The organism is Vreelandella nanhaiensis (assembly GCF_003990185.1).
GTDB classification, from domain to species: Bacteria; Pseudomonadota; Gammaproteobacteria; order Pseudomonadales; family Halomonadaceae; genus Vreelandella; species Vreelandella nanhaiensis.
The window spans coordinates 198484-216033 of sequence record NZ_RZHF01000014.1 but is presented as its reverse complement, the minus strand read 5'-3'; the positions used below and the strand labels follow the sequence as shown (position 1 = coordinate 216033).

The 17550-nt window shown below is 53.9% G+C and carries 14 protein-coding genes; 11 read left to right on the top strand and 3 right to left on the bottom strand.

Translation table 11 applies throughout. The features are described 5' to 3' along the window. Positions 1-2730 carry a sensor histidine kinase gene (locus ELY38_RS09940; protein ID WP_127061827.1) on the top strand — a complete coding sequence of 910 codons (2730 nt, stop codon included), beginning with the start codon at positions 1-3 and terminating at the stop codon, positions 2728-2730. Between the two features lie 38 nt (positions 2731-2768). Here the strand turns inward: ELY38_RS09940 and ELY38_RS09935 are convergent, their stop codons facing one another. Together ELY38_RS09935 and ELY38_RS09930 are read right to left on the bottom strand one after the other, a co-directional pair. Then, positions 2769-3119, bottom strand: coding sequence for an HlyU family transcriptional regulator (locus tag ELY38_RS09935; protein ID WP_127061825.1), 351 nt, complete (start codon positions 3117-3119; stop codon positions 2769-2771). 55 nt (positions 3120-3174) lie between these two features. Further along, positions 3175-4395 (bottom strand): argininosuccinate synthase, encoded by a 1221-nt coding sequence (locus tag ELY38_RS09930; protein WP_127061823.1) that lies wholly within the window; start codon positions 4393-4395, stop codon positions 3175-3177. 211 nt (positions 4396-4606) lie between these two features. Here ELY38_RS09930 and rnt point away from each other — a divergent pair, with 211 nt between their 5' ends. Together rnt and ELY38_RS09920 are read left to right on the top strand one after the other, a co-directional pair. Next, entirely contained in the window at positions 4607-5275 is a 669-nt protein-coding gene (gene rnt, locus ELY38_RS09925; protein ID WP_127061821.1) for a ribonuclease T, read from the top strand. 126 nt (positions 5276-5401) lie between these two features. Continuing rightward, a complete protein-coding gene (locus tag ELY38_RS09920; RefSeq protein WP_127061819.1) occupies positions 5402-6661 on the top strand; it encodes a 6-phosphofructokinase in 1260 nt (419 codons plus the stop codon). 96 nt (positions 6662-6757) lie between these two features. Here the strand turns inward: ELY38_RS09920 and ELY38_RS09915 are convergent, their stop codons facing one another. After that, complete coding sequence (locus ELY38_RS09915) at positions 6758-8476, bottom strand: bifunctional protein-serine/threonine kinase/phosphatase (RefSeq protein WP_127061817.1); 1719 nt, start codon at positions 8474-8476, stop codon at positions 6758-6760. 270 nt (positions 8477-8746) lie between these two features. Here ELY38_RS09915 and ppa point away from each other — a divergent pair, with 270 nt between their 5' ends. The 8 genes from ppa to purH all read left to right on the top strand — a co-directional run bounded on the left by ppa (position 8747) and on the right by purH (position 17547). After that, entirely contained in the window at positions 8747-9277 is a 531-nt protein-coding gene (gene ppa, locus ELY38_RS09910; protein WP_127061816.1) for an inorganic diphosphatase, read from the top strand. Between the two features lie 196 nt (positions 9278-9473). Further along, entirely contained in the window at positions 9474-11315 is a 1842-nt protein-coding gene (dsbD, locus tag ELY38_RS09905) for a protein-disulfide reductase DsbD (protein ID WP_422822328.1), read from the top strand. Between the two features lie 298 nt (positions 11316-11613). Next, positions 11614-12078 carry an acetyl-CoA carboxylase biotin carboxyl carrier protein gene (accB, locus tag ELY38_RS09900; protein WP_127061812.1) on the top strand — a complete coding sequence of 155 codons (465 nt, stop codon included), beginning with the start codon at positions 11614-11616 and terminating at the stop codon, positions 12076-12078. A gap of 30 nt (positions 12079-12108) precedes the next feature. Beyond that, a complete protein-coding gene (gene accC / locus ELY38_RS09895; RefSeq protein ID WP_127061810.1) occupies positions 12109-13449 on the top strand; it encodes an acetyl-CoA carboxylase biotin carboxylase subunit in 1341 nt (446 codons plus the stop codon). A gap of 105 nt (positions 13450-13554) precedes the next feature. After that, on the top strand, positions 13555-14466 hold the full coding sequence (gene prmA / locus ELY38_RS09890) for a 50S ribosomal protein L11 methyltransferase (protein WP_127061808.1): 912 nt from the start codon (positions 13555-13557) through the stop codon (positions 14464-14466). Between the two features lie 89 nt (positions 14467-14555). Next, positions 14556-15596, top strand: a complete 1041-nt coding sequence (gene dusB / locus ELY38_RS09885; RefSeq protein ID WP_127061806.1) for a tRNA dihydrouridine synthase DusB — start codon at positions 14556-14558, stop codon at positions 15594-15596. Beyond that, on the top strand, positions 15593-15916 hold the full coding sequence (gene fis / locus ELY38_RS09880; protein WP_127061804.1) for a DNA-binding transcriptional regulator Fis: 324 nt from the start codon (positions 15593-15595) through the stop codon (positions 15914-15916). The genes dusB and fis overlap by 4 nt, the downstream gene beginning before the upstream one ends. Before the next feature lie 50 nt (positions 15917-15966). Continuing rightward, positions 15967-17547, top strand: coding sequence for a bifunctional phosphoribosylaminoimidazolecarboxamide formyltransferase/IMP cyclohydrolase (purH, locus tag ELY38_RS09875; RefSeq protein ID WP_127061802.1), 1581 nt, complete (start codon positions 15967-15969; stop codon positions 17545-17547). Positions 17548-17550: the final 3 nt, after the last annotated feature.

The following is a 17550-nucleotide window of genomic DNA, read 5'->3' as shown; positions in this document are numbered from 1 at the left end:
ATGCGAACCGATGTATTGCTACTCGGTGCCGTGTTTGGCTACCTGGGCCTGCTATTTCTGGTTGCCGCCTGGGGAGACCGACGGGCCGAACAAGGCCGTTCCATTATTGGCTCACCAACAGTTTACGCGCTGTCCATTGCCGTTTACTGCACGGCCTGGACCTTTTATGGCAGTGTGGGCCGAGCAGCTCAGTTTGGCCCCAGCTTCCTGCTTATCTACCTGGGACCAACAGTTGCGATGCTGCTGTCGCCGTTTATTATTCGCAAGATGGTGCGTATCGCCGCACGCCAGCGCATCACTTCCATCGCCGATTTTATAAGTGCCCGCTATGGTAAAAGCACCGGCCTTGGTGCGTTGGTCGCGTTGATTTCACTGATTACCATTACCCCGTATATTGCACTGCAATTAAAAGCCATTACCGTAAGCCACGCGGTACTTATCAGCTATCCACAAAGCGCTGAGTCGATCTTATATAACGAACGTTTCTGGATGGACCGATCACTTTGGGTCGCACTGGTACTGGCTGTATTTATCATTCTATTCGGCACGCGCTACCTGGATGCCAGCGAACGCCATGAAGGAATGGTTGCAGCCATTGCCCTTGAATCATTGGTCAAACTGGTGGCGTTCCTGGCCGTGGGTATCTTTGTCGTTTTTAGTCTGTTTGAGGGCCCAGGCGCGCTGTTTGCCCAGGTCGCTGAAACGCCAGCTTTAAGTAAACTAATGCATCTGGAGAGCGTGCCGGGCGGCGTTACTGGCTGGGTAGGAATGTTCATTCTTGCCTTTTTGGCTTTTTTAACCCTACCCCGCCAATTTCAGGTACTTGTGGTAGAGAACGTGGATGAACAGCATTTGGCCCGTGCCAGCTGGCTGTTCCCGCTTTACCTGCTGTTAATCAACTTGTTTGTCATTCCCATTGCGCTGGCAGGTTTACTACTGGATGCAGGCGACCCCGATAGCTTTGTGCTTATCCTACCGCTTTCTGCAGGGCTTGAAGGCCTGCCTTTACTGGTTTTTATCGGCGGGCTCTCGGCTGCCACCGGTATGGTGATTGTCGAAACCATCGCGCTTTCCACCATGGTCAGTAATCAGCTGGTCATGCCACTTTTGTTGCGCTTCAAAAAACTTCATGTGGGAAGCACTGGTGAGCTTGCCCACTGGCTGTTGAGAATACGCCGCGTGGCGATCGTGCTCATTCTGCTGCTGGGCTATCTCTACCATGCCCTTATTGGTGACACCTACAGTCTGGTGACTATCGGATTGGTATCGTTTGTAGGCGCTGCCCAGTTTGCGCCTGCCCTGCTTATTGGCCTTTACTGGCGGGGTGCCACACAACGCGGTGCCATGGTCGGTTTGATCGCCGGGTTTCTTACTTGGGGCTATACCCTACTACTGCCTGGCTTTGCTCAATCCGGTTGGCTGGATACGGCTCTACTGACAGATGGCCCCTGGGGAGTTAGCTGGCTTACGCCCTACGCGCTGCTTGGACTTGATGGCTGGGATATCTATAGCCACTCGCTGCTTTGGAGCATGCTCATCAATGCAAGCCTGCTTGTGGGTATTTCTCTGTTTACGCGCCCTACGCCCCTCGAGCAGACTCAGGCTGCTCTATTTACTGAAGCGCTGCACCCCAATTTGCCGACTACGGCACTTCAACGTGGGCAAACTACCCAAGGCGCCCTGCACGAGTTGCTGGTTCGCTATCTGGGCCTTAATGCAGCCCAGAGGGTTTTTAAAAAGCATTCGAATCATTTTGAGTTAGACCAACAGGATCGACCAGCGTCTGATGATTTGATCATGCGCGCTGAACAGGCCCTGGCGGGTTCCTTAGGCAATGCATCGGCTCGCGTACTCATCAACTCGGTGGTTCGAGGAGAAGCACTGGATATCGAATCCTTATTGAGCATGCTGGATACCACTACCCAAACTCTGGAGTACAACCGAAGGTTAAAACAGAAATCCGATGAGCTGGCGCGCATTGGAAATGACTTGCAAAGTGCCAACAATCGACTGCGCGAACTTGATCGTTTAAAGGACGAATTTGTGGCCATGGTGAGTCATGAGCTGCGTACGCCTCTAACGTCAATCCGCGCGTTCGCAGAAATTCTGGCAAGCCAACCCGGCATTGCCGAGCCAAAGCGACAGCATTTCCTAAGTGTTATGGTGCTTGAAAGCCAGCGCCTTTCAAGACTGATTGACGAAATACTGGATCTTGCCCAGCTGGAAAGTGGTCGTATGTCACTGCATGCGATGCCTCTGGATCTAGCGGCACTGGCGGATCATAGCGTGGAGACAGTGGCCAGACTTCATGAGGATCGCAATATTCGTCTTGACGTTTCCATCGACGAACGCCCGGCCCAGGTAGTAGGCGACGCCGACCGCCTGGAGCAAATCATTCTCAATTTGCTGGATAACGCCAGTAAGTTTGCTAACCCCACAGACCCGCGAATTCTTCTGCGGCTTTATAAAAAGGAGCAGCATGTCTACCTGTGCGTTGAAGATAATGGAGTAGGTATAGCAGAGAATGCACGCGAACTGGTTTTCGAGAAATTTCACCAGTTGCAAGCGAATGATCAATTAACCAGCCAACGCCCTAAAGGTAGCGGGTTGGGGCTACCCATCAGCCGGGCAATTGCCACTCACCTTGGCGGCAAGCTCTGGGTGGAAGACCCGCAAGTACTCAAGGGGGCCTGTTTTATTCTTGAGCTTCCTGAAGCCTCAATCGACTAAAAAAGCTTGATTGGCGAGCGTTATGTTAATGTCTAGCGCTATTGGATGCCTTTTACTGGCGTCGGATCCCCACCTGCTTGACGAGGGTCGGGTTCAAACATTGCCTCGCCCACTTCATCAATATAGCGCTGCGCTTTGGTAACCATCATCGCATCACAAGCCTCACGGCTTGGCAGCATATCCGAGCGCTCAAATCGATGTTCGCGGGGTTCACCGCTCATATTTGCCTGGCTGATGTAGCCGCTGACACGGTATTGGCCGCTCTGCTGATCAGGCTTTGACACGATTGAATAACCTTTATATTCAACCGGCTCAGCGGCTTTCACGTTGGCCTTGGGAGTTTTTTCACGCTCCCCGCCAAAAAGTCCTGATAACAGCTTTTTTAACATACCGGCTCCTACCGTGTTAAAAAGCGGCAGAGAAGCCCTGCCGCTTTTATTGGGATCAGCTCTGTTGGCGACCTTTACCTGCCGCAATGCGCAAACGCAGCGCGTTCAGCTTGATAAAGCCTTCCGCGTCTTTCTGGTTGTAAGCACCCGCGTCGTCTTCAAACGTGGCAATAGACTCATCGAAGAGTGATTGCTCGGACTTGCGCCCTACGACGGTGGCATTGCCCTTATAGAGTTTCATGCGCACAACGCCCGAAACGTTCTTCTGGGTTTCATCAATGGCCGCTTGCAGCATACGGCGCTCAGGACTCCACCAATAACCGTTGTAGATCACTTCTGCGTATTTTGGCATTAGCTGATCTTTCAGGTGAGCCTCTTCGCGGTCAAGCGTCAGTGACTCGATTGCCCGGTGAGCGCGCAGCATGATGGTGCCCCCCGGGGTTTCGTAGCAACCGCGCGACTTCATGCCCACGTAGCGGTTCTCGACAATATCCAGACGGCCGATGCCGTTGTCACCGCCCACCTTGTTAAGCTTTTCAAGCACTTCGTGAGCCTTGAGAGCTTCGCCGTCGATCGCCACGATATCGCCTTTCTCAAACGTCAGCTCGACGTAGGTAGGCTGATCGGGTGCCGCTTCTGGAGAAACGCTCCAGCGCCACATATCGTCTTCAGCTTCGGCCCACGGGTCTTCCAGAATGCCGCCTTCATAAGAGATATGCAGCAGGTTGGCATCCATTGAATAGGGAGATTTTTTCTTTTTGTTGGAAAAATCGACCGGGATATTGTGCTCTTCGCAATAAGCCATCAGCTTTTCACGCGAGGTCAGATCCCATTCACGCCATGGTGCAATGACTTTAACGCCGGGCTTGAGCGCGTAGCCGCCCAGTTCAAAGCGCACCTGGTCGTTACCTTTACCGGTGGCACCGTGGGAAATGGCGTCCGCGCCGGTTTCATTGGCGATTTCGATCAAGCGCTTGGCGATCAGCGGACGAGCAATCGAGGTACCCAGCAGGTACTCACCTTCGTAGATCGTGTTGGCACGGAACATCGGGTAGACGTAGTCGCGAACAAACTCTTCACGCAGGTCTTCAATATAAATCTCTTTAACACCCAGCGCCTGTGCCTTCGCGCGTGCCGGCTCGACTTCTTCGCCTTGACCGATGTCGGCAGTAAAGGTCACCACCTCGCAGTTGTAAGTTTCTTGCAACCACTTAACGATTACAGATGTGTCCAGGCCGCCTGAATATGCCAGCACAACCTTTTTGACATCGGACATTCTTTGCTCCTTTTTATAAAAGCAATTTCACCAGAAAATGCAGCGCCAGCCATCGCACCGCATGTCGATATAAACTCCGAGTATAGCGTTCTCTATGCTCAGCGAATACCGTCAACGACGCCTTAAGGAGAAAGCTGCTAGAATCACACCATCGAAGAGGTGGCTTGCCGCCCATTTTTGACCGATTACTCGCTTTACTAAGGAGAGCTGCATGAGCGAGGCAATTGCCCGCGAATTAATGGCCCAACGTTTTCGCAGTTATCTTCCGGTTGTCATTGATTTAGAAACGGGTGGCTTTAATGCCCAAAGTGATGCCGTGCTTGAGATTGCAGCCGTCACGCTCACCATGGACCCGGAAGGAAATCTGCTGCCTGATGCGACCTATGCCTACCATATTCAGCCTTTTGAAGGCGCCAATGTTGAGCAGTCCGCGCTTGATTTTACCGGCATCAATCTTGATGACCCGCTGCGTCGCCAGGTAGCGCTTAGCGAATCTGAGGCGTTGGGTGAAATCTTTCGTCCAATACGCAAATCGATAAAAGCCCATGGCTGTTCAAGGGCCATTCTGGTTGGCCACAACGCCGCCTTTGATCAGGGCTTTCTCAACGCAGCCGCCAACCGCTGTAACGTTAAACGCAACCCGTTCCATCCCTTTTCCAGTTTTGACACCGCAACCCTTGCCGGCCTGGTTTACGGTCAGACGGTGCTGGCCCGGGCCTGCCGCGCGGCGGGCATCGAGTTTGATAATAAAGCGGCCCATTCCGCGCGTTACGATACAGAGCGCACCGCCGAGCTTTTTTGTGCCATGGTTAACCGTTACAAGGACCTAGGCGGCTGGCGTTTAGCCCAACGCGAACAGGATTTGGACGAGAGAGAATAAGCCGTTAGTTGGATGCAGCTATTATCGCTTTACGCTAAACTTCGCCACTTTGAGGCACCGGTAGTGAACGTGTTTAACACTTTCTGCGTGCTCCACTTTTTCGCTTTCAAGAGATGAGACGTTTCAATGGCTCAGCATAATGCTTTTTACGCCCAGTCAGGCGGCGTTACCGCCGTTATTAACGCCAGCGCCTGTGGCGTTATCGAAGCTTGCCGTCAGGCGCCCGAGCAGATTGGCAAGGTATATGCCGGTCACAACGGTATTATTGGCGCGTTGACTGAAGATCTTATCGATGTAAGCCAGGAAAGCGATGAAGCTATTGCCGCATTACGCCATACGCCCGGCGGTGCGTTTGGCTCTTGTCGCTATAAGTTAAAAGATATAGATACACATCGTGCCCAGTACGAACGCCTGATTGAAGTATTCAAAGCTCACGATATCCGTTACTTCTTCTATAACGGTGGCGGCGACAGCGCTGACACCTGCCTTAAGATTTCTCAGCTTTCTGAAAAACTCGGCTATCCGCTGACCGCTATCCATGTTCCTAAAACCGTGGATAACGACCTGCCTATTACGGATAACAGTCCGGGCTTCGGTAGCGTCGCCAAATATATTGCCACCTCTACTCGCGAGGCATCGCTGGATATCGCCTCGATGTGCGCTACGTCCACCAAGGTATTTGTGCTTGAAGTCATGGGGCGTCATGCAGGCTGGATTGCTGCAGCAGGCGGCCTCGCCGGAGAAGGTGAAGGCGAGCCGCCCCATTTGATTATTTTCCCTGAAGTTGCCTTTAATCGAAAAGCGGTTATGGCACGTGTTGAGGAAAGCGTTAAACAGTACGGCTACTGCGTAATTGTTGTATCCGAAGGGGCACGCTATGAAGATGGCACATTCCTGGCCGACGCGGGCAATACCGATGCCTTTGGCCATCGCCAGCTAGGCGGTGTCGCGCCAACGCTTGCGGGCATGATCAAGCAGGACCTGGGCTATAAGTACCACTGGGCGGTGGCCGACTACCTGCAGCGGGCAGCCCGTCATTTGGCTTCCAAAACCGACGTTGAACAGGCTTACGCCGTCGGCCGTGAAGCCGTGGCGCTGGCGCTGGCAGGTAAAAACTCGATGATGCCAGCGATTCGGCGTGTTTCTCAGTCGCCCTATCAGTGGGACGTGATTTCCGCGCCATTAGCGCAAATTGCCAACCAGGAAAAGTTTATGCCGCGGGACTTTATCAGCGAAAGCGGCTTTGCGATTACCCAAGCCTGCCGCGAGTATCTCTCGCCGCTGATTCAAGGCGAAGACTTCCCTCCGTTTGAGAATGGTTTGCCAAAAGTGGCAAAGCTCAAACTTGCCAAGGTTGAGCAAAAACTTCCCACGTTCACGCTGTAATATCACACTGGCCATTTAGGCCAAGTGTAGCGGTAATTAAAACGGGCGATGAGTTATCTCATGCCCGTTTTGTATTATCGGCATTTTCCATGCGCCTCAACGCAGTAGCCAAGAAAGCACCAACAAAAGCAATAAAACGCCCGCTACGCCCTGCCAGAAATGACGTCTAGGCTCCTGGAGGCTGGCTTCACGTTGGCCTGAGCGGCCCAGCGGCCGCCGCAAGGCATGAAGAAACTCTGACAAACGCCTAAAACGCAGTGCTCGCTGCGGATCCAGCGCGCGGCGCAAGGCATCATCCAGCTCAGGAGGTATTTCCGGATTATGATTGCGCGAGCTTCGATAGTTAAGTTCTTCAAGGTCCGTATGGCTGCGCAGCTTATTCGGGGTCAGTTGGTAAGGCAGTGCTCCCGTTAACAGCCAATACACGGTCGAAGCCAGGGAGTACTGATCGCTGCGGCGCCCGGTACTGTCACCTAAGGCGTACTCAGGGGCGGTGTGCTCATTAAAACCAATTTGTCGCAGCAGCTCGCCCGAGTGTCGGTGGCCATCCACCTCGCGCATATGACAGGCGCTAAAGTCGTTCAGTATCAGCTGGCCGTGGGTATCGATCAAAATATTATCCGGGGTAATCTGCTGATGAATAATATCCCGGTGGTGGAGCGCCTGCACGGCTTTGCCTAGCTGGTTAGCAATATCCAGCCGCTGGACCAGACTGGCCTGTGGGTGCCGCTCGGCCCATTGGCGAAGCGTCTCGCCTTCCACATGCTGCATCAGGTAGTAAAGATAGCGGCGCGGCCTTGACGGCTTCACCACTTTCACAACGAAGGGCGAATTGACCCTCTCTACCACCCACTGCTGAAGTAAAAAGTGCTCCAGGTAGGCGTTACGCAGTGAAAGCTCGGGGCTTGGCGCCTTCATGACCATCTCGCGTTCGGTATACACGTCCCGCACGCGATACACCCGAGACTGAGCATTGCGCGACAACACATCAATGATTTCCAAACCATCCAGGCGCTCGCCGGGCGCCAACTCCGGCGGAATCGGCAGGTCACCGTAAATCAAGCCGGGGTCGTCCGGAGACTCTTCGGGAAGCTCATCAATACGCACCAGTTGAAAACAGAACTGGTCGCCACCGTACCCACGCTCCTGAGCGCGCTGCTTGGCCTCACTGGCTAGGCGTTCGCAGGCGGCATCCAGGTCGCTGACATCCTGGCGAATCAGGCGCACATAATCCGAGGGTAAAAGCGTGCCGCGTACAGCTCGTGTGGTGAACAGGAAGATATCGCCCTGCTTGAGTCCCAGGTGGGTGTAGTCAATGTCCACACTGCCATCCATCCCCAGCGCCCGGGAAGGATAGTGGTAACCGCCTATATCCGTTGTGTGATCACGGGTCAGCTGCTCGAATTCAGCCCCGCGCAGGCGAAACACCAGCGTATCGCCCATATGAAACAAATGGGCTTCGCGCTTGCGAAACACGATGACCGACATCGAGGAAACAAACCCACCCTCTTTGACATGCTGGCTCTGGCTGTAGCACCAGCTGTTGAGGGCACGCAATACCCGCGTTGCCGATGTCTTGGTATCCCAATGGTCGGGCGTGGAAAAGTAGTCTGCCAAAAAGCCGCGCACGCTCAAGTCGCCGGCCTGCTTGGCCAGCGTATTGCGTGAAACGGAGTCGCTGATAACCGCACACCCTCCTTTTACTTTCAACAGCGGTGCATCAGGAAATCGCACCGACATGGAGCTGCGATGCAAACGCCTGTCGGGAGCAACAAACGCCTGACCATAACTGATTAGCAACTGGGCATGCCCCACTCATCCTCCTTGGCTAATCGCTCTAAAGACTTTCAAAGCCGTTATGATACACGCAACGGCGCACTTAGGATGCCCACCAAACGTCGCTATCCCTGCTATAAAAGCAAATTACCGCTACTCTTAATCAGCAACGCGCCCCTGCACCTATATTGCATTGGTAATCTGTTGCATTGGTAATCGTACAGCCATCTTCGTATAATTCCTGAATATTCGTGCAACGCATCAATTGCTTAGCCACTGCAACACCCAAGGACCCTTAAGGACTCAACGATGAACTTCGATAACATCCCTGCTGGAAAGGATTTGCCGAACGATATTTATGTGGCGATCGAGATTCCTGCGAACCATGCTCCTATCAAGTACGAAATTGATAAAGACATGGGCGCCCTGCTGGTTGACCGTTTCATGGCAACCCCGATGTTCTATCCCGCCAACTATGGATTTATTCCTCATACGCTGGCCGATGATGGCGATGCGTTAGATGCACTGGTCGTCACTCCGCATCCGGTAGCGCCAGGTAGCATTATCCGTGCGCGTCCCATCGGCATTCTGAACATGACTGATGAAGCCGGTGAGGATGCCAAGCTGGTATGCGTGCCGCACCCTAAACTCAGCACGTTGTATGACGACGTCCAAGAAGTTACCGACCTGCCTGAGCTGCTGCGTCAGCAAATTGCGCACTTCTTCGAGAACTACAAGGATCTTGAGAAAGGCAAGTGGGTCAAGGTTGAGTCTTGGGAAGGCGTTGAAGCCGCTCGCAAGGCTATCGAGAAAGCAGCTGCGGCGTACCAAAAAGCGTAAGTGAACTAAACGCCGCTGTTTGTCTCTTAAGAAGGCCGCCTTTTAGGTGGCCTTCTTATATATGCGGCAGAGGTTGCGCGGCTTAGTTATTTGACCGCCCTTGAAGCGGGGCGATTTAAATACCCGCCTTCTCATACGCCACCTTATTATGGTCACTCTTCAGTTACATCGCCGTTAAGGATATTTCGTGTTATCCATGAAACGCCTCGGTTTATTTCTGCTGCTTTGCTGGTTACCGCTACTGGCCCACGCGCAATGGTTTACATCTAGCCAAAATGACCAATTCCTGCCGGTCATGGAGGCCTTTCAGCCTACTGCCTGGCACGACGGCAAAACGCTTTATATTGGTGTGGATAGTGCCGAAGGCTACTACCTTTATCGACACCAGTTTGCGATTGAAAGCCAAACACCTCCCGTAAGCCTGGGCGAACCGGTTCTTCCAGAAGGCACGTTTACTACAGATGAATTTCTGGGTGATGTATATATCTTTCGTGATCAATTGGTGTTTGAGACACCGCTTGTTGATGTCTACTCAGGCCCAATTGATGTGGAACTCACCTTCCAAGGCTGTGCCGATGCCGGCCTTTGCTACCCTCCCGAACGCGTAACCCTGCAAGCCGCTGAATCAGAGCCGCCGGCTGAGTACGCCGCATGGCTGGATGCAAATGCAGAGACCAATATTGACAAGGCGCCTGATAATAATCCTTCAGCGCGCCCATCATTAAACACACCACAAAGCGCCGATAGCCGTTTTAGCACCTTATTGAGCGAAGCAAGCTTGCCCTTGGCACTAGGGCTCTTTTTCATTGCTGGGCTAGGGCTTACGTTTACGCCCTGCGTTTTGCCCATGCTGCCAATTTTGTCCTCGGTTATCGTCGGCCAGAATCCTACTCGGCCGCGCGCCTTCGTGCTCTCGGCCAGTTATGTGCTGGGCATGGCAGTTACCTATGCGCTGGTTGGCGTATTAATGGGGCTATTTGGAGCTGGCCTCAATTTGCAGGCCCGCCTTCAGTCAGCGCCGGTGTTGATTACGTTTGCTCTTTTATTCACGCTGTTTGCACTGGCCATGTTTGGCGCCTTCGAATTGCGCTTTTCGCCGCGGCTCACTAACCGTATTGATGCCTGGCAGGCGCGTGCTCAAAAAAGCGGCCCTGGCGGGCTAGCTCTGGCAGGCGCGCTTTCCGTATTAGTGGTCTCGCCCTGCGTAACCGCCCCTTTGGCGGGTGCCCTGGTATTTATTTCTTCAACAGGTGATGCACTCATCGGGGGCGCCGTACTGTTTGCATTAGGCCTGGGCATGGGCCTACCGTTACTGCTGGTTGGCACTCTAGGCGTCACGCTACTGCCCCGCACCGGTGCGTGGATGAACGGGGTCAAGATCGCATTTGGGCTATTGTTATTGGGCGTTGCTATCTGGATGATTGAGCGCTTAGTGGCCGGCCCAGTCAGCCTGCTGCTTTGGGCCGGCCTGACTATTGGCAGTGCACTTGCTCTAGGCGCTCTGAATTTCAACTATCCGTTGGGTTGGTCACGCGCCCGACAAACGCTGGGGTTAATACTGCTGGCCTGGGGGTTCGCACTAGTTCTGGGTGCCGCTCAGGGAAACAGCAACCCCCTGCGCCCCTTAAGCTTTTCAGGCAATGTCCAGCAAGCGCCAAACACCGCGCCTGAGTTTGTCAGCGTAGATAGCCTGGACAAACTTTCTGCAGCGCTTGACCAAGCCAAAAGCATTAATCAGCCCGCTTTTGTGCATATCACAGCTGACTGGTGCATTTCATGCAAGATCATGGAACGCGATGTCTACCCGGACCCACGCGTAGTAGCGGCGCTAAAGGGCTTTACGCTTATTTCAGTTGATGTGACCGACACCACTGAAGAAAGCCGAACACTGCTTAGCCAGTTTCAGCTCTTCGGCCCCCCCAGCCTGCTTTTTTTTGATCAGGGCCAAGAAATTCGCGAGGCACGCATCCAAGGAGAGGCTACGGCCAATGAGCTTGCTGAGCATCTAACATCGCTAAAACAGTGGCTATCAAGCTAGCAACATGCTGGTCGCGCCGCAGGAACGATTAAAGCGCTATAACTTGCAAACTTTGCGAACCTCGCGCTTAGCATTAGTTGTGTACGCGTCACAGGCTGGACATGGTCCTACTTTTTCGGCAAACTCCGCTTCCATCTTAGTTAAATCCGCAATTTTGAGCTGTAAGAGAGGTAACGTTCGCTAACATGCAGCGTTCTCTTCTTTTTTTAAAATGGTTTACTGCACACTCAACCATTGCTTTTTCGGTACACGTCACGCGTACTAGGCAACAACATTCACACATTAATGGGGCGACACCATGGATATTCGCAAAGTTAAAAAACTGATTGAGCTGCTCGAAGAATCGAATATTAGCGAGATTGAAATTCAGGAAGGCGAAGAATCAGTACGTATTAGCCGCCATCCAAATGGCGCTACCTGGCAGCCCCAGCCGATGCCCCAATACGCGCAGCCCTATGCAGCGCCTGCACCTGCCGCCGCCACACCGGCACCAGGTGTTGATGTAGAGCCAGCAGGTGCAAGCTTCCGTGGCGAGGCCGTTAATTCACCTATGGTAGGTACGTTCTATCGCAGCCCGGCGCCCGGTGCGAAATCCTTTGTGGAAGTAGGTGATACCGTTAAACAGGGTGACACCGTGTGCATCGTGGAAGCGATGAAAATGATGAACCAGATTGAAGCCGACCGTGACGGCGTGGTTGAAGCCATCCTGGTGGAAGATGGTGAGCCGGTGGAATTCGATCAGCCCATGATCGTCATCGCTTAATCTTTCTTATCAACACGGGTGGACGCTCTCATGCTGGAAAAGGTACTTATCGCGAACCGCGGCGAGATAGCCCTACGTATTCTACGGGCCTGTAAAGAACTGGGCATCAAGACCGTGGCGGTTCACTCCAAGGCTGACCGCGAACTGATGCATGTTCGTCTGGCGGATGAAGCAGTTTGTATTGGCCCGGCCTCCTCGGCCCAATCCTACTTGAATATCCCCGCGCTGATCAGCGCCGCTGAAGTCACCGACTCAAGCGCCATTCACCCAGGCTATGGCTTTTTATCTGAGAACGCCAACTTTGCCGAACAGGTTGAACGCTCGGGTTTTGCTTTCATTGGCCCACGCGCCGAAACCATTCGTTTAATGGGCGATAAAGTCAGTGCCATTGAGGCCATGAAGAAAGCCGGCGTGCCAACCGTTCCAGGCTCCGATGGGCCGCTGGGTGATGATGACGCCGCTACCCTGGCAACCGGTAAGCGCATTGGCTACCCGGTAATCATCAAAGCCGCCGCTGGCGGTGGTGGCCGGGGCATGCGGGTTGTGCATTCAGAAGCTCACTTGCTGTCTTCGATCAGCGTTACACGCACCGAAGCCCAAGCCGCGTTTGGCGATGGCACGGTTTACATGGAAAAATTCCTTGAGAAACCGCGTCACGTGGAAGTACAAGTACTGGCTGACGGCCAGGGCAACGCCATTCACCTATATGATCGCGACTGCTCACTGCAGCGCCGCCATCAGAAAGTACTGGAAGAAGCCCCGGCGCCCGGTATCGATCCCAAGGCACGAGCTGACGTACTAGAAGCCTGCCGCCAGGCCTGTCTGGAAATCAACTACCGCGGCGCCGGTACGTTTGAGTTTTTGTACGAAGATGGCAAGTTCTTCTTTATCGAGATGAACACCCGCGTACAGGTCGAGCATCCAGTTACCGAAATGGTTACTGGCGTCGATATCGTTAAAGAGCAGCTGCGCATCGCTTCTGGCCTGCCGTTGTCGATACGCCAGGAAGACGTCAAACTTAACGGCCACGCTTTCGAATGCCGGATCAATGCTGAAGACTCCCGCACGTTCATGCCATCACCGGGTAAAGTGACGTTGTTCCACGCACCGGGCGGTTTAGGCGTGCGTATGGACTCTCACCTGTATACAGGCTATACCGTTCCACCCCACTATGATTCGCTGATCGGAAAACTGATTACCTGGGGTGCGGATCGTGAAACCGCGTTAACGCGTATGCGCAATGCGCTGGATGAGCTGCTAGTTGAAGGCATCAAGACCAATATCGATCTGCAAAAAGATCTGGTACGCGATAGCAACTTCCGCCAGGGTGGTGTCAACATTCACTACCTGGAAAAGAAACTTGCCAACTAAGCTTATATTACATAAAGCAAGCGTCTGACAGTGTTGCAAAGTGATACCCAACGGGGTGGCTAAGCCCACCCCGTTATCGTTTTATGCCTACCGCGGAGACTCCCCATGCCCTGGCTTCAACTTAAAGCCCACGTAGCGCCTGAGCAGGCTGAACTTCTGGAAGAGCTGCTGCTTGAAGAGGGAGCTACCGCTATTGGGCTTCAGGATGCCCACGATGATCCGGTGTTCGAGCCTGAGCGCGGCACCACACCGCTTTGGCAGGATACCATTTTAACCGGCCTCTACGATGACCTTGAAGGCGTGGAGAGTATGCTGGCGCGCATTGAAGGCGCTTGGGCCGAACAGATGCCGGGTGAACCGTGCCCCACTATCGAATACGAGCTGTTAGCCGACCGGGACTGGGAGCGCGAGTGGATGGACGACTTTACGCCACTGCAAATGGGCCAACGGCTATGGATCGTTCCTAGCTGGCTTACGCCGCCTGAAGCGGGCGCGGTCAACCTGATTCTGGATCCCGGCCTTGCCTTTGGTACCGGCACTCATCCTACCACCGCACTTTGCCTTGAATGGCTTGATCAGCTAGCCGTTGACGGCAAGCTGGATGGTAAGCACGTACTAGATATAGGCTGCGGCTCGGGTATTCTGGCCATTGCAGCACTCAAGCTTGGTGCGCAGCATGCCGATGGTACCGATATCGACCCCCAGGCGCTTCAGGCCAGCCGTGATAATGCAGAGCGCAACCAGATCCCCGAGCAGGATTTTGCGCTTTACTACCCCGAGCAACTCGCGGGCGGCCCCTACCCCATTGTAACGGCCAATATTCTGGCGGGTCCGCTAGTTGAGTTGGCCCCGACCATTGCCAGCCATGTGGCACCTAGTGGGCTTCTTGCCCTGTCAGGCATTCTTGCCAACCAAGCAGATGATGTTCTCAAGGCCTATGAAGCAGAAGGCTTGGTAATGGATGAACCAGTACTTCGCGAAGGCTGGGTACGCCTTACTGGCCATCGCCCAGGTTAATCGGGCATACGGCCTTCACCCCGCCGTCGAGTAGGCGTATCATACGCCCCCTTGAAACGACCTACTCGTTTGGCTAACTGCGCATTACTATGACCCTGATCACTCAATCAACTACTGCCATCGGCCCGTATACCCTGCCCAACCAGGTCATACTGGCACCTATGGCAGGCGTTACCGACCGCCCGTTTCGCCAGCTATGCCGCAGGCTGGGCGCTGGCTGGGTGGTAGGTGAAATGGTCACTGCAGACCCTAGCCTTTGGCATACGCGCAAGTCGCAACTGCGTATGGACCACCAGGGCGAGCCCGACCCGCGGGTTGTTCAAATTGCCGGTGGTGATGCCGAAATGCTCGCTCAGGCGGCACGGCTCAATGTCGAACTTGGCGCCCAGATCATCGATATCAACATGGGCTGCCCGGCTAAAAAAGTCTGCAACAAGGCAGCAGGTTCGGCGCTTTTGCGCGATGAAGCGTTGGTTGCCGATATTCTGGAAACTGTGGTCAAGGCGGTGGAGGTGCCGGTTACGCTGAAAATTCGTACCGGCTGGTGCGCTGAATCGAACAACGGCGTAAGAATAGCCAGGCTCGCGGAAGATGCTGGTATCCAGGCATTAGCCGTTCATGGCCGACATCGCGAACAGCGCTATACTGGTTATGCGGAATACGACACGATTGCGGATATCAAATCGCGTCTGTCCATCCCTGTGATTGCCAATGGTGATATTACAAGTCCCGAAAAAGCAGCTGAAGTCCTACGTTATACCGGCGCGAATGCGGTAATGATTGGACGTGGCGCCCAGGGCAATCCTTGGATTTTCAAACAAATAACCCATTACCTGCAGTACGGCGAGCGATTGGCTCTGCCAAGCCTTGATGAGCGTCGTTACGTGCTGATTGAGCATGTAGCGGCACTGCATGCCTTTTATGGTGAGACGATGGGTGTACGCATTGCGCGTAAGCATATTGGCTGGTATCTCGAAAGTGATCAGCGATTTTGCGATGCAAAGCGCCGCAAGCTGAAACAGCAGTTTAATGCGTTGGCATCACCTGAAACACAATTTGATTGGATTAATGACGCAATGGCGTTTGACGCTGACCAGCGTCTATTACCCAAAGGAAGCCATGCTGCATGAACGAACGCAATCTTCTGTCTAGCGAGCTATCCTCGCGACTGGCGGGCACGCTCGCCGACCCGGCCGCAAGCACTCCACCGCAGCCGTTAAGAGAGGCCGTGGAATCTGCCATGCGCCGCTACTTCGAGCATCTCGATGGCAGCCAGGCCACCGACCTGTACGCCATGGTGATGGCCGAAGTAGAAGCGCCGCTGCTTGCCTGCGTGCTGGAACATACCGATGGCAACCAGACGCGAGCCGCTGATGTACTGGGATTGAATCGCGGTACGCTGCGCAAGAAACTCAAGATTTACGGTCTTATCGAAGGTGACGCCCCATAACAATGGGGCGTTGTTGTTTTTATTTTCCAACTCTGCATACGAGCTTATCCATGGTTGATAGTACTGCCACCCCTGTTCGCCGCGCGCTGTTAAGCGTTTCTGATAAAACCGGCATCGTCGAGTTCGCCCGCAGCCTTTCCGAGCGCGGCATCGAGCTACTGTCCACGGGCGGTACTTTCCGCTTGCTTCAGGAAAATGCCATTCCGGTTACCGAAGTTTCCGAGCATACGGGCTTTCCAGAAATCATGGATGGCCGGGTAAAAACGCTGCATCCTAAGATTCACGGCGGTATTCTCGCCCGCCGTGGTCAGGATGACGCCGTTATGGCTGAAAACGACATTACCCCGATTGATATGGTTATCGTCAATCTCTACCCGTTTGCAGCCACCGTTGCCAAACCTGATTGCACCCTGGAAGACGCTATCGAAAATATCGATATCGGCGGCCCCACCATGGTACGCGCCTGCGCCAAAAACCATGCGTTCACCACGATTGTGGTTAATGCCGAGGACTATAACCGGGTACTTGAGGAGCTTGCGGCTAACGATGGACAAGTAAGCACCGCTACGCGCTTTGACTTGGCCGTAAAGGCGTTTGAGCACACTGCAGGCTACGATGGTGCCATTGCCGACTACCTGGGCCGCAAGGTCAAGGAGAGCGATGCTACCTTCGCGCGTACCTTCAACCTGCAATTGCATAAAAAACAGGACATGCGCTACGGCGAAAACCCCCATCAACAGGCGGCGTTTTATGTTGACCCTTATGCCTCTGAGCCTAGCGTTGCCACGGCAACGATGCTTCAAGGCAAGCCACTTTCCTTCAATAATGTTGCTGATACCGATGCTGCTTTTGAGTGCGTGAAAGCATTTGATGAAACGGCCTGCGTGATCGTTAAGCACGCCAATCCATGTGGTGTTGCCGTGGGTGAAACTGCGCTGGATGCCTACGATAAGGCGTTTGCCACCGACCCTACCAGCGCGTTTGGTGGCATCATTGCTTTTAACACGCCGCTTGAGGCCGATACTGCGCGAGCGATTATTGACCGTCAGTTCGTTGAAGTAATTATCGCCCCTGGCGTCAGCGAAGAGGCTGCGGCAATTGTTGCTGAAAAGCAGAATGTTCGCTTGCTGGATGTCAGCGCCCAGTGGCCAGGCGAAACACAACCTGCCTTTGATTTCAAACGGGTAAACGGCGGTCTGCTGGTACAAGAGCGTGACCAAGGTATGGTAACTCGTGAAGAGCTTACCGTGGTAAGCAAACGCGCACCGACTGAACAGGAACTTAATGATTTAGCCTTTGCCTGGCGGGTCGCCAAGTTCGTTAAATCAAACGCTATCGTTTACGCCAAAGCGGGTCAGACCATTGGCGTGGGCGCAGGCCAAATGAGCCGTGTGTATTCGGCCAAGATTGCGGGCATTAAAGCAGCCGATGAGAACCTTTCCGTTCCCGGTTCGGTAATGGCGTCTGACGCCTTTTTCCCGTTCCGTGATGGCATCGATGCTGCGGCCGCTGCAGGCATCACCGCCGTTATCCAGCCCGGCGGTTCAATGCGCGATCAGGAAGTGATCGACGCTGCCAACGAAGCAGGCATTGCCATGGTCTTTACCGGCATGCGCCATTTCCGCCACTAACGC

Excerpts from the sequence above, each read along its gene's own strand:
- ELY38_RS09940 (WP_127061827.1), top strand. The coding sequence starts at position 1 with ATGCGAACCGATGTATTGCTACTCGGTGCCGTGTTTGGCTACCTGGGC.
- ELY38_RS09935 (WP_127061825.1), bottom strand. The coding sequence starts at position 3,119 with ATGTTAAAAAAGCTGTTATCAGGACTTTTTGGCGGGGAGCGTGAAAAA.
- ELY38_RS09930 (WP_127061823.1), bottom strand. The coding sequence starts at position 4,395 with ATGTCCGATGTCAAAAAGGTTGTGCTGGCATATTCAGGCGGCCTGGAC.
- rnt (WP_127061821.1), top strand. The coding sequence starts at position 4,607 with ATGAGCGAGGCAATTGCCCGCGAATTAATGGCCCAACGTTTTCGCAGT.
- ELY38_RS09920 (WP_127061819.1), top strand. The coding sequence starts at position 5,402 with ATGGCTCAGCATAATGCTTTTTACGCCCAGTCAGGCGGCGTTACCGCC.
- ppa (WP_127061816.1), top strand. The coding sequence starts at position 8,747 with ATGAACTTCGATAACATCCCTGCTGGAAAGGATTTGCCGAACGATATT.
- dsbD (WP_422822328.1), top strand. The coding sequence starts at position 9,474 with ATGAAACGCCTCGGTTTATTTCTGCTGCTTTGCTGGTTACCGCTACTG.
- accB (WP_127061812.1), top strand. The coding sequence starts at position 11,614 with ATGGATATTCGCAAAGTTAAAAAACTGATTGAGCTGCTCGAAGAATCG.
- accC (WP_127061810.1), top strand. The coding sequence starts at position 12,109 with ATGCTGGAAAAGGTACTTATCGCGAACCGCGGCGAGATAGCCCTACGT.
- prmA (WP_127061808.1), top strand. The coding sequence starts at position 13,555 with ATGCCCTGGCTTCAACTTAAAGCCCACGTAGCGCCTGAGCAGGCTGAA.
- dusB (WP_127061806.1), top strand. The coding sequence starts at position 14,556 with ATGACCCTGATCACTCAATCAACTACTGCCATCGGCCCGTATACCCTG.
- fis (WP_127061804.1), top strand. The coding sequence starts at position 15,593 with ATGAACGAACGCAATCTTCTGTCTAGCGAGCTATCCTCGCGACTGGCG.
- purH (WP_127061802.1), top strand. The coding sequence starts at position 15,967 with ATGGTTGATAGTACTGCCACCCCTGTTCGCCGCGCGCTGTTAAGCGTT.